Origin of the sequence: Paenibacillus montaniterrae, from assembly GCF_018403185.1 — a bacterium.
GTDB classification, from domain to species: Bacteria; Bacillota; Bacilli; order Paenibacillales; family Paenibacillaceae; genus Pristimantibacillus; species Pristimantibacillus montaniterrae.
This window is the reverse complement of sequence record NZ_BOSE01000010.1, coordinates 73,311-87,830: the sequence shown is the minus strand read 5'-3', so window position 1 is coordinate 87,830 and position 14,520 is coordinate 73,311. Positions and strand designations below refer to the sequence as shown.

The 14,520-nt window shown below is 49.0% G+C and carries 11 protein-coding genes; 7 read left to right on the top strand and 4 right to left on the bottom strand.

All coding sequences use genetic code 11. The annotated features are described in order from the left end of the window. The first annotated feature begins 79 nt into the window (after positions 1 to 79). The gene (locus KJS52_RS21730; RefSeq protein WP_213519394.1) at positions 80 to 913 is read left to right on the top strand and encodes a sugar phosphate isomerase/epimerase family protein; all 834 of its coding nucleotides are present in this window, start codon (positions 80 to 82) and stop codon (positions 911 to 913) included. 153 nt (positions 914 to 1,066) lie between these two features. Here the strand turns inward: KJS52_RS21730 and KJS52_RS21725 are convergent, their stop codons facing one another. After that, a complete protein-coding gene (locus KJS52_RS21725) occupies positions 1,067 to 4,147 on the bottom strand; it encodes an efflux RND transporter permease subunit (RefSeq protein ID WP_213519393.1) in 3,081 nt (1,026 codons plus the stop codon). Between the two features lie 98 nt (positions 4,148 to 4,245). On the opposite strand from KJS52_RS21725, the gene KJS52_RS21720 reads away from it, so the two are divergent. Next, complete coding sequence (locus KJS52_RS21720; protein WP_213519392.1) at positions 4,246 to 5,103, top strand: TetR/AcrR family transcriptional regulator; 858 nt, start codon at positions 4,246 to 4,248, stop codon at positions 5,101 to 5,103. 253 nt (positions 5,104 to 5,356) lie between these two features. Next, positions 5,357 to 6,385 carry an oxidoreductase gene (locus tag KJS52_RS21715; protein ID WP_373871381.1) on the top strand — a complete coding sequence of 343 codons (1,029 nt, stop codon included), beginning with the start codon at positions 5,357 to 5,359 and terminating at the stop codon, positions 6,383 to 6,385. Positions 6,386 to 6,475: 90 nt separating this feature from the next. Here the strand turns inward: KJS52_RS21715 and KJS52_RS21710 are convergent, their stop codons facing one another. The 3 genes from KJS52_RS21710 to chrB are packed head-to-tail and all read right to left on the bottom strand — an operon-like array spanning position 6,476 to position 8,464. After that, entirely contained in the window at positions 6,476 to 7,288 is an 813-nt protein-coding gene (locus KJS52_RS21710; RefSeq protein WP_213519390.1) for an HAD-IIA family hydrolase, read from the bottom strand. A 43-nt stretch (positions 7,289 to 7,331) separates the two neighbouring features. Further along, positions 7,332 to 7,880, bottom strand: a complete 549-nt coding sequence (gene chrA, locus KJS52_RS21705; protein ID WP_213519389.1) for a chromate efflux transporter ChrA — start codon at positions 7,878 to 7,880, stop codon at positions 7,332 to 7,334. After that, positions 7,880 to 8,464, bottom strand: a complete 585-nt coding sequence (gene chrB / locus KJS52_RS21700) for a chromate efflux transporter ChrB (protein WP_213519388.1) — start codon at positions 8,462 to 8,464, stop codon at positions 7,880 to 7,882. The genes chrA and chrB overlap by 1 nt, the downstream gene beginning before the upstream one ends. Positions 8,465 to 8,662: 198 nt before the next feature. Between chrB and KJS52_RS21695 the strand changes: the two genes are divergently transcribed. The 4 genes from KJS52_RS21695 to KJS52_RS21680 all read left to right on the top strand — a co-directional run bounded on the left by KJS52_RS21695 (position 8,663) and on the right by KJS52_RS21680 (position 14,436). Further along, positions 8,663 to 10,207: a helix-turn-helix domain-containing protein gene (locus tag KJS52_RS21695; protein ID WP_213519387.1), complete on the top strand. Its 1,545-nt coding sequence runs from the start codon at positions 8,663 to 8,665 to the stop codon at positions 10,205 to 10,207. Positions 10,208 to 10,700: 493 nt separating this feature from the next. After that, on the top strand, positions 10,701 to 11,666 hold the full coding sequence (locus KJS52_RS21690; protein ID WP_213519386.1) for a substrate-binding domain-containing protein: 966 nt from the start codon (positions 10,701 to 10,703) through the stop codon (positions 11,664 to 11,666). Next, positions 11,663 to 13,096, top strand: a complete 1,434-nt coding sequence (locus KJS52_RS21685; protein ID WP_213519385.1) for a sensor histidine kinase — start codon at positions 11,663 to 11,665, stop codon at positions 13,094 to 13,096. Before KJS52_RS21690 ends, KJS52_RS21685 begins: the two co-directional genes overlap by 4 nt. A gap of 2 nt (positions 13,097 to 13,098) precedes the next feature. Further along, the gene (locus tag KJS52_RS21680; RefSeq protein WP_213519384.1) at positions 13,099 to 14,436 is read left to right on the top strand and encodes a response regulator transcription factor; all 1,338 of its coding nucleotides are present in this window, start codon (positions 13,099 to 13,101) and stop codon (positions 14,434 to 14,436) included. Positions 14,437 to 14,520: the final 84 nt, after the last annotated feature.

The following is a 14,520-nucleotide window of genomic DNA, read 5'->3' as shown; positions in this document are numbered from 1 at the left end:
CATAAACGCGCGTTCATGATAATCTGTCGCTATAAGCGAAGCAAGCTATATTGACAAACGAATGAAGGAGGAATAATCAATGCTACGACTTGGAGGACAAGTATTTCTTGAGGATCAGCAGCCGGAGCTGTGGGCTCAGGCGATGCAGCGCGCAGGCTTTCGCGCTGCGACCTGCCCCTTTGATGGCAAGGATCGCCCCTTAATGCAGGAATATCTCAAGCAAGCCGAGCGCAGCGATATTGTAATTGCTGAAGTGGGCGCCTGGAGCAATCCAATCAGCCTTGACCAAAGCATCGCGCAGCAGGCGATTTCCTACTGTGCGGAGCGGCTTCAGCTTGCGGATGAAATCGGAGCGCGCGTTTGCGTAAATATTGCAGGCTCGAGAGGAACAGTATGGGATGGGCCGCATGAGCTCAATTTGAGCGAGGACACTTTTGCCTTAATTGTCGATACGGTGCGCGCTATAATCGATCAGGTGAAGCCGACTCGAGCCAAATATGCGCTGGAAATGATGCCCTGGGTTTATCCCAACAGCGCAGACAGCTATTTGCGCTTGCTCCAGGCGATAGATCGTCCGCAATTTGCCGTTCATTTTGATCCCGTTAACATTATTAACAGCCCTGATGTCTATTATTATAGCGATCAGCTAATTACCGATTTTATTCAAAAGCTGGGAGCCCATATTGTCAATGTTCATGCCAAGGATGTTTATTTGCAGCCGAAGCTGACGCTTCATCTTGATGAGGTTGTTCCGGGACGCGGCAATTTGCGCTACGATGTGCTGCTGCGGCAGCTGCACGCGCTGCAGCGAGACATTCCCGTTATAATCGAGCATCTGTCGACCAATGAGCAGGTGGCAGAAGCAGCAGCTTATATCCGCTCCGTAGCAGCAGCGCATAACATCAGCCTGTAACCCAAAGGCCCTGTTATCCAAAGCTTGCTCCCCCTGTCCGATGCGCAGCATTGTAGCACCTGCCTGGCAGCCAGCAAGAGTAGACTAAAAACAGCTCTGCCCAGCCTGATATGCAGGCTGAGCAGAGCTGTTTCAGCAGTCGCGATTCGTTAATTAGTTGTCTAGCACTTCGCGACGGTTTTTCTTAAGCATTTTCGAAAGCATTTCATATACAAGCGGTACAATAATTAGCGTTAGCAAGGTGGAGCTCGTTAGACCGCCGATTACGGTAATCGCCAAGCCTTTGGAGATAAGACCTCCGCCTGCACCAAGCAGCATCGGAATCATCGCACCAATCGTAGCAATAGCTGTCATCAGGATCGGACGCAGGCGAGTTGCTCCAGCTTCCAGAATGGCTTCACGCAGCGTCATGCCATCGCGTTCCATATGAATGATCCGGTCGACGAGCACGATCGCATTCGTGACGACGATACCTATGAGCATCAGCAAGCCCATCATAACTTGAACCGAAATCGTTTCTCCGGCAATTAGCAGACCGACGAATACCCCGATTACGGTAAATGGCAAGGATAGCAGGATGACGAACGGAGCCAAGCCCTCGCCGAAGGTTACGACCAGTATGAAGTATACGATCGCGATTGCTGCCAGCATTGCAATTCCTAGCTGAGTGAAGGTTTCTTGAATATCAGCCATTGCACCGGCAGTTCCAAGCTCTACTCCTTTAGGGAATTCCAGATCATCAATCTTTTTGTCGATTTCACTGGATGCCTTCGATACATCATTACCCTCAATTGTTCCGGACACCGTAGCGTAGTATTGGCCTTTGCTGCGTGCCAATGTATTCAAGGCATAGCCTTCTTCAACCTCAACAATATCTTTCAACTGAACTACGCCGCCAGTAGCTGATGGAACTGGAGTCGCCAGCAAATCGTCAACGGATTCAGGCGTGATAACCTCTTTCTGTACAATAACTTCAACCTTGTTGCCATCTTTTTCTACAGTAGTCAGTACATCCTTGGAGTTGTCAGGATAAAGCATCATAACAATTTGCCCTGTCGTTAAACCATGCTGCAGCAAGGTAGCCTGATCAACATGGAATACAAACTCCTCGTAGCTTTCCTCGCGAGTTGAGGAAACATCTGTCAACTGCTCGCTGTTTTGCATAACCTCTTCAACCATCAGTACGGATTGCTCCAGATCATCCAGGCTTTCACTGTAAAGCGTGTAGCTGATCTCGTTGCTGGACATGGAAGACATGGAGAAGTTTTGACTACCCCAACGTCCCGGATGGCCGATTTCTTCAACATACTGCTCGATTTCTTCACGAACTTCAGGGAAGTTTTTCATATCCGGATCAAAAATAACATACATCAATGATCCGCCAGCGCCGCCCATCATCATTGTTTGCATATCAGCACTATCCGAGGATGAGATAGAAAGCTGCACAATATCAACATCTTCGCGCTCCAACAGCTTTTGCTCTACTTCCGTAACATACTTGATTGTATCCTCCTTCAGCTCACCTGCTTTTGGCGAATACGTTAGATACATAACCTTTTCTTCGTCGCTGCCCAGGAAGCTTACTCCGATAGCCGCTGGCAGGAAGCAGCTGCCGACTAGCAATGCGATTGAAACAATCGCGGTAATCGCTTTATGCTTAAGCGTCCATTCCAAAGCGCCGCGGTACTTTTTCGCAAGCGCGCCAACCTCTTTATGCTTCGATTCTTCCTTCGGCGCATAAAGCTTTTTCTTGAACAAGAAGTGTGACATTGCCGGAACGATCGTAATCGCCACGATCAAGGAAGCAATCAAGGCAAATGACATCGTCAATGCGAATGGCACAAACAGCTCGCCAACCATGCCGCCTACAAACACTAGCGGCGCGAATACCGCTACCGTTACAAGTGTGGAGGACAGAATCGGCTTGAACATTTCAATCGTTGCCTCGCGAATCAAGGCGCGACCCGTAAGCTTCTCGTCCTTCAGATGCAGTCTTCGATATATGTTTTCCACGACGACGATGGAGTCATCGATAACGCGCCCGATCGCAACCGTAATCGCACCAAGCGTCATAATGTTCAATGTAATATCGAGCCAGTTCAGTATGAGCAACGCCATAAATACAGAAACCGGAATCGACACAATGGCAATGAGCGTAGACTTAATGTCGCGCAGGAATAACAAAATAATAATGATCGCGATAAGACCACCGAATAACGCTTTCTCCACCATTGTCATAACAGATTCTTCAATCGGCTCGCCCTGGTCAAGCGTTGTTTCCACAACTAAGCCTGACAAGCGCTCTTGCTCCTCGGTCATCAAGTCCTTGACCGCGTTAACAACCGTTACCGTATTGGCGTCCGGAGCTTTAATGATTTGAATTGCAATAGCATCCTCACCGTTGGTGCGAGAAACCGACTGCACCTTGCCAACCATTTCGATTGTCGCCAAATCGCTAAGCTTGGCAACTGGCGCTGGATGCGTCTCTGTAGGCGTTACTGGAATGAGCATCTCGCTCAGCTCTTCCATTGTCATGAACTTGCCGTCTACCGCAATAGCTTGTTCAGCTTCAGAGAATTCAAACAAGCCAAGAGACGTATACATATCGCTGGCCTTGATCAAATTCGTGATCGTTTCTTCCGTCACACCAAGGCTTGCCATTTTTTCAGTATCATAAGTCAGCTCTACTTCTTCAATATGCTGACCAGTGATCGAAGCAGAAGCAACGCCATCTACCTTTTGCAGCTTAGGCAAAATAATTTCCTCGACCGTGCTGGTCAAATCAACAATATCATCCTCCGTGCTGCTAATGCTGAGCGCCAATACAGGCATCATGTTCATACTGATCGAGGAGACGATTGGCTCCTGCGCATTTTCCGGCAAGGTGATATCGTCCAAAGCCGATTTCAGCTCGCGCTTGGCCTCATCCATATCGGTTCCATAATCATATTCGACCTGGATGCTCGCCATGCTTGAAGAGGAACTGGACATGACGGTTTTTACACCGCTCAAATTTTCCAATGTTTTCTCCAAAGGAATTGTGACGTCCTCCATGACCTGCTCTGCTGTCGCTCCAGGATATACGCCCATTACCATCAAGTACGGGATCGAAATATCCGGAATCGTCTCCATTTTCATTCTGGCAGAGGAGTAAATCCCCGAAAACAACACAATTAGCGTCAGCAACCATACCGCTAACTTGTTGCGCACTACAAAATTTACAATCGAGTTCACTATCACACCTATCCTTTCTTGACTATTTCTATGCTGTTTTTTATAATAATGACCAGTTAGTCAGTTGTCAACTTGGACTTTGGTCGAGGAGAGTTAATATGTCGAAAAAACAATTAATTATTGATGCAGCGATTGAGCTGTTTGCCAAAAAAGGCTATGAAACTACGTCAATTCAAGAAATAACCGAGCACTGCGGTATTTCGAAGGGCGCTTTTTATTTGAGTTTTAAATCCAAGGAAGAGTTGTTTTTATCTATTATCGATCATGTAATCACGAAATTGGGCAGCACAATTGACCACTTGGTCAGTGGCGATCTCGACGATGAATATAAAATGTATATGTACTTCACCCAGCTGTTTGAGTTTCTTAGCTCACATCGCGACTTAGCAACCATATTTAATTGGGAGCGGCCGCATCAGGTGGAGAAGCAGCTATTCGATAAGTTAGTGTTTTACGATAAACAGTTTTCTTATACACTGCTTAAGCTGTTTGAATCGCTTTATGGTGAGGCGATTGTTGAAACCAAATACGATCTGGTGCTCTGTGTCAAAGGCTTACTTAAAGCGTATGGCGAATATATTTTGTTTGAAAAAGGGACTGTCAACATCTCCGCCATTACACAGAGCTTCGTCGATAAAATCAATGTGCTGGCCAAGCATGCGAAAAAACCGTTTCTGACCGAGGATGTTTTCAACAACTATGGGATAATCTCAACATACACGGTGACATTGCAGAAAATTGAAGAGCAAATTAAAGCTGCATATGAACGAGCAGATCAGGAGCTGGAAAAGGAGTCCTTGCTCGTTTTGCAGCAGCAGCTGCAAAGCGAACAGCCAAGCAATGCCATTATAGAGGGCATGCTTCATAATTTGCGCAGCTTTCCAGGATCGCATCATATTAGCTACCTGCTGCGACTTTACAGACGGCAGCAACAGAACGGAAAAAAGCATGGATAACGCTTGCTTGCGCTAAGCTTGAGCAAAACCTGGCGACGTACTTCTAAGCGCAACTTCTATCCAGTTTTGCAGCAACACTCTATTTACGAGTCGAGCCCTGTTCCGTTTCACCTTTTCAACGCTGATGTGAAATTTTTTTCATAGACAATTGCATCACTTTTGGCGCAAAGGCCTCAAGTAGCAAATTCGGCAGCGAATATGGTATGCTTAAACTAAGCGTTAAAACTGCTTTAATTTAGGAGGCTGATGCAGCTTGACTTATATGAATCAACCATTTCACATAAAAGGCATGGAGCTCAAAAATCGTATTGTAATGGCTCCGATGTGCCAATATTCTGTGGAAGCGAACGATGGCATTCCTACGGAATGGCATCATATCCATTACGCCTCGCGCGCGATTGGCGGTACAGGCTTAATCATTGTCGAAATGACCAATGTCGAGCCGCGCGGTCGCATTACGAACCGTTGTCTTGGGCTTTGGTCTGATGATCATATTCCTGCTTTTAAGCAAATTGTAGACTCCGTTCATCGCTATGGCAGCAAAATCGGCATTCAAATCGCTCATGCTGGACGCAAGGCGCAGGATGCGGAGCTGCCTGTTGCACCGTCTAGCATTTCGGTTACACATGATGATACGACGCCAAAGCCATATGCCTTGACTACTGAAGAGGTTGAGCAAATGGTGCTGCGCTACAAGGAAGCTGCAGCTCGCGCAGTTGCTTGCGGCTTTGACTGTATTGAATTGCATGGCGCGCACGGCTATCTGATTCATCAGTTTCATTCGCCGGGCATTAACAAGCGGGATGATCAATACGGAAAGGATCTTGCCTTGTTCGGTGAGCAGGTTGTGCAGGCGGTACGCAGTGTAATGCCGGAGTCGATGCCGCTATTGTTCCGTATTTCTGCGATGGAATATATGCAGGATGGATATCAGGTGGAGCATGCGATTGAGCTGTCCAAGCGTTACTTGGCGGCTGGCGTTGATTGCTTCCATGTATCTTCGGGAGGAGAAGGTCCTGTCTCAGTTGTCAAGCCAGGCAATGACGCAGGTTACCAAGTACCGCTTGCCAAGGCGTTCAAGGAAGCATTTCCCGATGTGCCGATTATCGCTGTCGGCAAGCTGGAAGAAGCTGCTGTTGCTGAAGCGGTGCTGGAAGCTGGCGATGCAGATCTTGTCGCAATTGGCCGCGGCATGCTTAATGACCCTTACTGGGCGCTGCATGCCATTAAACAGCTGACAGGCACGATTACTCCTCCGGAGCCTTATGTGCGCGGCATGTAAGCTTCAAATCTTCTTGTTCGTGCTTATTCAACACTACGGAGCAAATCATTCCGACAATCGTTTTCGGAGTTGATTTGCTCCGTAGTGTTTTTAGCCTCTTTCATTTAACTGCTCGATGTAATGGTCAACAAGCTGCTTTAGATCGTCGCATATAAGATCAGGCTGATGCTCATATGCAAGCGCCTGCTCGCGCGTCGTATTGCCTGTCAGTACGAGTGCGGTAGCCATGCCGTGCTGCTTGCCAAGACCAATATCAGAGCCGAGACTATCCCCTACAACGACGCATTGTTCGGCCTGCAGACCATCCAGCGCCGCCAAAGCGGTATGAGCCATAAGAGCAGACGGCTTGCCCATCACATGAGCCACAGACTCGCCCGTCGCATGCACAATTGCGCCAATCATGCCTGCAACATCAATGCAGTCTCCCTCCTCGCCAGGAAACATGCGATCATTGTTCGTGGCGATAATCGAGGCTCCATTTCTGACCGCGCGAAAGGCCAAATTCAGCTCACGATAGGTTAAGCTTTCATGCAAGGTAATGACCAACCAACGGGCAGATTCCGGCACGTCTGCAATTGGAATATGATGCGAGCGCAGCTCCTCCTCCAGACCCGAATCGCCGAATGGCCAAACTGCTTCTCCTGTATAATGCTGCTGCAAAAAATGGGCGGTAACCGTTGAGCTAAGCACAATCGCGTGCTGCGGCACCTCGATCCCCATCTTGCTTAGCTTTTCCTGACACATTTTCCGCGAATAATTGCCGCGGTTGCTTAAAAAAACAAATGGAATGTTATATTGCTGCAGCTTGCGAACCGCCTCTACCGCTCCTGCAAGTGCATGCTGTCCTGCATAAACCGTTCCATCAAGATCAATAATAAAGCCCTTTATATGATTCAATTCCATATCCCATTTACCTCTCCCGTGTTTTCTGCCTTCCTGACAAGCTTTATGCCAGCAGCGGAATGACGATGCCTCCGTATAAAAATGCCGCTACAACGACGAATGCAGGGTGAATCTTTTTCACAGCCATTGCCCACCAGGCGATCGCAGCCAGCAAAATCGTTTGCAGCCAGCCGATGTCAATCAAGGAGTCATGCACCATATCCCAGGTTAACACAGCCATCAGCACTGCGATAACAGGCTGGACAAGCAGTCCAATTCCTTTGACGATTTTGGATTCGCGATGCTTCTGCAGCAGCTTCAGCATCATAATAAGCGCAATAATCGAAGGCACAACGGTTGCCGCCTGCGCCACAAACGACCCAAACACCCCTCCTGCATTATAGCCTACATATGCAGCAATTTTTGTCGCAATCGGCCCAGGCAGCGCATTCCCCAAAGCAATAATATTGGAAAAATCAGTAGGCGTCACAAACGCATAGCGGTCGACCACTTCAGCGTATGTAAGCGGAATGCTGGCAGGCCCGCCGCCGTATCCGAGTATATTGGAAACGAGAAATGCCATAAACAGCCGAAACAGCTCTAACCAATCCATTACTGCTCGCCTCCTTCTTGCTTGCGCCCTGCCTTCCAACGAGCAGTTAACGAGAAGTGAAAGCTTCCGTACAGCATAAACAGTAAAATGACGATTGCCGGATGCAAATCAATCCAGGCAAGCAGCGCCAAAGCCAGTGCAAAGCTGCCCACTCCGGCGAGAATCCCCAAGCCCTTCACCGCTTTTTCAGCAAATTCATAGGCCATCATGCCAAGCATTACTGCAACAACGGGCACAACCGCGCTAATCATCCCCTGTACGATCGGAGAGCTACTAAAAAAACTAACCATTGACATGCATACTATCATCGCCAGAGACGACGGAAAGATATGCGCCAGCACCGCCACAATTGCGCCAGGCACTCCCTTCAGCTGATAGCCCAGGTAGCCTGCCATTTTCGTTGCGATCGGGCCGGGCAGCGTATTGGCCAGCACGAATATTTCTCCAAATTCATCATCATTCAGCCATCGATACTGCTGCACTGCTTCATGACGAATAAGCGGAACTACCGATGGCCCGCCGCCAAAGCCAATTACGCCCGTTTTAACCATCGCCCATATCAATTGTAGGTATTGCTCTGTCATAATTTTCCCACTCCAAACATTCATGTTAGTATTCCTTACATTAATTTTCTGTTTATTTGGTAACCCCTCACATAAATCGAGCTTATTATTGTGTGATTGCACAACATAATTCGAATATTTTGAAAATTTTTATTGATGTGTTAGGAAATATTACATAAAATAGTGTTATCGCTAGTTCATTATGGAGGAGGTCTAGCTATGACGCTTTCTATTGGAGACGCCTTGAAACTATCACCTTTAGCACATGGTCAGCTCATTGCTGGGGCAGAAGGCATCGCTCGCAATCTTTGCGATGTACATGTGCGAAATCAGCTTGCCCAAAATCATCTCATTAATTACGGTGAGCTAGTTGTGCTTCCGTCAACCTCTATCCAGGATCCAATCGAGCTTGCCAGCTGTGTGCAGGTATTGGATGAGCAGCATGCTGCGGCGCTGGTTATAGCCGATAAAGGGATTCCTAGGCAGCTTATTGAACAATGCGACGCCTTGCAGCTTCCACTTATTCAAATAAGTGATGAAGCGCCGCTCCACGATTTAGAACAGCAATTATTGCATACAATCCACTCACATAAGGAAAAATCAGCATTAATCGATAAGCAAAGACAGCTTATGAGATTTGCCTTGCAGGATGAGCAGCCTGCTGCCCTATTTGACAACATCGCTTATATTCTCAACTACCCGATCGCGATAATCAGCTGCAGCAAGCAGCTGCTCTTTAACAACAGCGGCTTGAAGCCGCAAAAGCTGCTGGAGCATGTTCCTGATAAAGCTGCTGCAGATATGTATATTAAAACAGAAAATAGCATTTGCTGCCTCTCTATTATGTCACATCATGAATGCATCGGCTATTTGCTTATTGTACTAAAGCGCGAATACTGCTATGCCCAGGAAGAACTGCTGTTTATCCAGGCAGCAGAAGTGCTTGCCGCTCATCTTGGGCGGTTCATGAATGCAGAGCTGTCACCAGACAGCTATCGCTGGTCGTTGGCGCTGCAGCTTTATTTGCAGCATAAAATAAGTGATGAGGCATTCGTGCAAGCGGCGGCGGCTTATTGGGGAAAGCACAGAGCCGCTCAATCCTATACATGCCTGATTGCCTCCGTCAAGCCGCGCGATAACCAGCAGCAGCTGCAGCGGCTCGGACAACAGCTTAATCTGCTTGGCAGCACTTATGGCTTTGCCTGCTTTAATCTGATCGATGAGCAGCAGCTCATTACCATTATGCTGCAGCAAGATGAGCATGCCAATCCCCAGGCCGTAGAAGCTGAGCTGGAGAAGCTGCTGGCAGGAGACAGCCATCCAAGGCTGCAAATCGCAATCAGCAAGCCGAAAACCCAACTGCAGCAGCTGCTCGCTGCTTATGAGGAATGCTTGCATGCACTGGAAATGTGTGAGCAGCTTAAGATTACGAAGCAGCTTATTCGCTTTGCTGATCTTGAGTTCAATTATATTTTACAACAAATCCCTCCAGCGATACGCGCACAGTTCAGCAGTAGCCTGCTGCGTCCTTTGCTTGAAAAGGATGAGCAATACAAAGCAGAAATCCTTAAAACATTGGACGCTTATTTAGAGCATGAAGCCAGTGTGTCCGAGACCGCAAAGGCACTGTTCGTTCATCGCAATACTGTGCTGTACCGCATTGATAAGGTTAGCGAGCTGCTCGGGCTCGACTTCAAGAAGATGAGTCATCTTATGCAATTGAAGCTTGCACTCGTTTTCTATAAGCTCGCAGCCTCCCCGTAATTCATTTGCCTCATTGGAAGCTTGTGTCAGCGCTCCGGAGCAAAGCATCCTCCAGTCAGCGCTCCGGAGCAAGCATCCTCCAGTCGCTTTTTAAATCGTAATGCTCTCTATTTGAATTTTTATGGTTGCATTACGATGTTAAAGGCGACACACTTGCGTTTTTCGGATTGCTTGCTCCTCCGCTGGGGCCTTCTTGCAGCCATGCCCAAGAAGCTTGAACGTGAGTAGGATGCTAGAAGCGCTAGCATGGCACTTGTGTTTTTCCGATTGCTTTGCTCCTCCGCTGATGTTTTTCTACCCTCCATTTCCATTTCTCCTAATGACTTATTATTTGCTGCCTTGCTTTTCTGCTGGCTTGTTTATTTTTTAAAGGCAATGGTGCTTTTGTCATGCGCTGTGCTTCGCTGTATAATCAACTGCGTATTGTAGCGAATTCATAGTACGATGGCTAATCGGTCATGCTACGATATAATCTGGCAAAAAGGAGCAGCGTATGTTTAAACGCATCATTTCAGTTGCTTTATCGCTTATTGTGCTCGGCTCGTTAATTGTATTTATTGCCTCGGCGCTGCGCATCAACGCCTCGCTGTCTGATATGAAGCTGCAACCCTCGCCTAATGCTGCGCACAAACGGGTTATTTTAATTGCCCCGGAGCTTGATACCCCCTATTGGAAGCTGCTTGAGCAAGGGGCAAGGCAGCAAGCGGAGCAGTATGGCTACCTGCTGCAATATACGGGACCAGGACGTCATGATGCCGCAGAGCAGCAGCGCTATTTGCAGAAAGCGATTTCCTCCAGGCCAGACGCAATTATTATGCAGGGCCTATCAGCCCATGAAGAGCTGATAGCAGAAGCGAAGCAAAAAAATATAACTGTAGTAACGGTCGATACTGACGCGCCACAGAGCAAAAGAATTGCATATGTTGGCACAGATAATGCAGCGGCCGGCAAGCAATTAGCCGAGCTGATGCTGGAGCGGATCGATTCGGTTAGCGAGATCGGCGTTATTATTGGCAGTCAGGAGGCTCAAAATCAGCTTGCGCGACTACAAGCTTTTCAGGATACAGTTGCGGAGCTGTCGGAGGCAAGTATAGTTGATATCCGGCTTTCCAATATTTCGCGGCTGCAGGCAGCCAGAATGACTGTCGCCATGCTGGAGCAGCACCCGTCTATTGATGTAATCGTTGGCTTAAGCGGTCTGGATGCGGTCGGTATTGTAGACGGGCTGGATGCATTGGATAAGCAACATGTAGCTGTGCTTGGCTTCGATAATTTATCGAATACTGAAGCGCTTATTGCAGAAGGCCGCATTATCGGCAGCATCGTGCAGCAGCCGGAGATTATCGGAAAGCAAGCGATTGAGGTGCTGTATCGCTACTACAATGGCGGAGATTATGAAGTGGAGGACTACGTATCTACCACGGTGCTGACCGATTTCCGATTGGAGGACAAGCCGTGAAGATTCGCACGCTGCTATTTATGATGATCCCGCTCCTGTTCGTCGTAAATAGCGCAATCAGCCTATTGCTGTTCGACAGCAGCCATCGCGTTAATCAAAGCTACGCTCAGCTTCAGGAGCGAATGCTAGTCTATGAGCGCGTCCAGGAACGTGTGCAGCACCAAGTGCAGCTTGCCGGGAGCTGGCTAACAAGTCGCCTGCCAGAGCAGATCAGCGCCCTGCAGACCAACTCCGAGCAGATCGCCTCGCTGCAGGAGCAGCTGCAAGGCTACTCGCCGCCATCCAACGCTGAAGCTGAGGCATTAAGCCTGCAGAAGCTGCTTGCAACCTTTCTGGAGCATGCACAGCAGTTTAACGATGCGATGGCTGAGGAAGAAACGCTCACCTTGAGCGCTTATGTGGAGGAGGCTCAGCTGGTCGCCTCTTATATATCCGAGGAATGCTTCCGCTTGATCAGCCTTGAGCTGGCTGCCTACGAGACTCGCTATCACAGCATTTTGCAAAATATGTCCTTTATGCGCATTTCAGGCATCATTTTGCTGCTCGGCGTATTGCTGCTTTGCTTATGGCTTGCCTATATCATATCGCAGTCGATTTCCAGGCCAATTGGCGAGCTTGTTCAAACTGCGGAGGCTATCTCCCAGGGCAAGCTGGATGGGCCTATTCCCCTTTCCCCCAAGCAAAATGAATTTCATAGCTTGGGCACCGCCTTTCAGCGCATGCAGGTGCAGCTGAAGCAATATATCGCCAAGGAAAAGGAAACACTGGAAAAGGACAAGCAGCTGAAGGAAATGGAGCTCGAGGTGCTGAAAAGTCAAATCAATCCGCATTTCCTCTTCAATTCGCTGAATGTCGTATCCAAGCTAGCGCTCATCGAAGGCGCGGAGCGGACGAGCGATCTTACAGTTGCGATATCCAACCTGCTTCGCTACAGCCTCAAGCAGCTGGACAGCCAGGTTCCGCTGCGGGATGAAGTGAAGCATGCGCGCGACTATGTGTACATTCAGCAGGCGCGCTATCGTGAGCGGGTTCAGTTTCATATGGACATTGATGAAGCGCAGCTGGATACGACTGTCCCTGTGCTTACCATTCAGCCGATTTTGGAAAATATATTCGTCCATGGCATCGAGCAGCTCGAGCATGGCGCACAGATTACGCTAACGATTTACGGCGATGAACGCTATACCTGGATTGCTATCGCCGACAATGGCTCAGGCATGAGCGAGCCAACAAGGCTGCAGCTGCTGCAATATACAGACAAGGAGCAGACTAAGCTGCCCTCTGTCGGACAATCGACAGGACTCGGTACCCGCAATGTGTTTCGCCGCTTGCAGCTGCTGTACGGAGATGAGCATCAGGTTGAAATCGAGAGTGCGCAAGGCAAAGGCACTTCGATCACACTTCGCATACCGAAGCAGAAGGAGGAGTAATGTTGTACCGCATATTAGTTGCAGATGATGAGGCGCTGGAGCGCGAGGGAATGCGCTGGATTATTGACCAAATGGTAGACCAGCCAACCGAGGTAATCGAAGCCGGGAACGGACGCGATGCGCTGCAGCAGGCGAGCATTCATAAGCCGCACATCATCTTTATGGATATTCGCATGCCCGGCATGGATGGGCTGGCTGCTTTGCGCGCTATACGCCAGCTGCTGCCGCAAGCAAAATTTGTGCTAGTAACCGCCTATGAATACTTCGACTACGCGCAGGAAGCCGTGCGGCTCGGCGCCAAGGACTATATCGTAAAGCCTGCCAACCGTCAGGAAATTGCAGCTTTAGTGAAGCGGCTTATTGCTGAAATCGAGCTGGAGCAGGAAGCAGCCCGCTCGCAGCAAGCAAAGGAGCAGCGCTTGCAGGAGCTGCTGCCGCTTGTAAAGGCGGAGCTGGCGCTGCGGCTTATTTCAGCCGCTGCAAATGAGCAGGAATTGTTAGCCATCGCCGACTCGCTGCAATTGGAGCTGGAAGGTCTGTGTGCGGTCGTCGTAGCCCTGCCGCAAGGCGAACAGCATCGCCAGCTGCTGGAGCAGCAGGTGCAACAACTGCTCCAGCAGCAAGCCAGCATACACGGCTATGATCGCTATATAAGCAGCCCGTTCGTTCATGAGCATATCGTGCTGTTTCTTACAGCACGCGAGGCCGACCGCGATAAGCCCGAGGCACTGCTGCAGCATGCCCGTTCGGTTAGCAGTGAGCTGCTGGAGCGCTGCAAGCAGACTATTCCAGAGCAGGAAGTGCAGATTGGAATCGGCAATAAGCATGAGGGCGTAGCCGGCGCGCGCCGCTCCTACTTCGAAGCGGTATTCGCCTCAACTACAGCGGTGGACAGCAGTCATGTCTGCTTGTTTCAGGACATAGAGCATCTTAGTCCACAGCCGCTTCTCTCTAGCAAAGCCGAGCACTATGCTTATGTGCAGCAGGCGATAAAGCTTATTCAACAGGAGCGCGAGCAGCAAACCTTTTCCATGATCGACGCCGCCCTTAGCTATATTGCCCGCAATTATCAACGCGAGCTGCTGCTGGAGGAGGTAGCCGAGCATGTGCATCTCAATCCGTACTACTTCAGCAAAGTGTTCAAGCAGCAAACCGGCCAAACCTTTATCGACTATATTACACGGATTCGCATTGAAAAAGCGAAGCAATGGATGGGCAACAAGGAGATGAGCCTGAAGGAAATCTGCTATCTGGTCGGCTACAATGATCCTAACTATTTTAGCCGCGTGTTCAAGAAAGTAACCGGCATGACCCCTTCGGCTTATCGCTCGCAGCAGTAGACCCGCTGCTGGCACGCTTAAAAATATGCTAGCTTAGCACAAATAAGTGAAGGCATCTCTTTCCCTCAGCACGTGCAGCGCATG

Excerpts from the sequence above, each read along its gene's own strand:
- KJS52_RS21730 (WP_213519394.1), top strand. The coding sequence starts at position 80 with ATGCTACGACTTGGAGGACAAGTATTTCTTGAGGATCAGCAGCCGGAG.
- KJS52_RS21720 (WP_213519392.1), top strand. The coding sequence starts at position 4,246 with ATGTCGAAAAAACAATTAATTATTGATGCAGCGATTGAGCTGTTTGCC.
- KJS52_RS21710 (WP_213519390.1), bottom strand. The coding sequence starts at position 7,288 with ATGGAATTGAATCATATAAAGGGCTTTATTATTGATCTTGATGGAACG.
- chrA (WP_213519389.1), bottom strand. The coding sequence starts at position 7,880 with ATGGATTGGTTAGAGCTGTTTCGGCTGTTTATGGCATTTCTCGTTTCC.
- chrB (WP_213519388.1), bottom strand. The coding sequence starts at position 8,464 with ATGACAGAGCAATACCTACAATTGATATGGGCGATGGTTAAAACGGGC.
- KJS52_RS21695 (WP_213519387.1), top strand. The coding sequence starts at position 8,663 with ATGACGCTTTCTATTGGAGACGCCTTGAAACTATCACCTTTAGCACAT.
- KJS52_RS21690 (WP_213519386.1), top strand. The coding sequence starts at position 10,701 with ATGTTTAAACGCATCATTTCAGTTGCTTTATCGCTTATTGTGCTCGGC.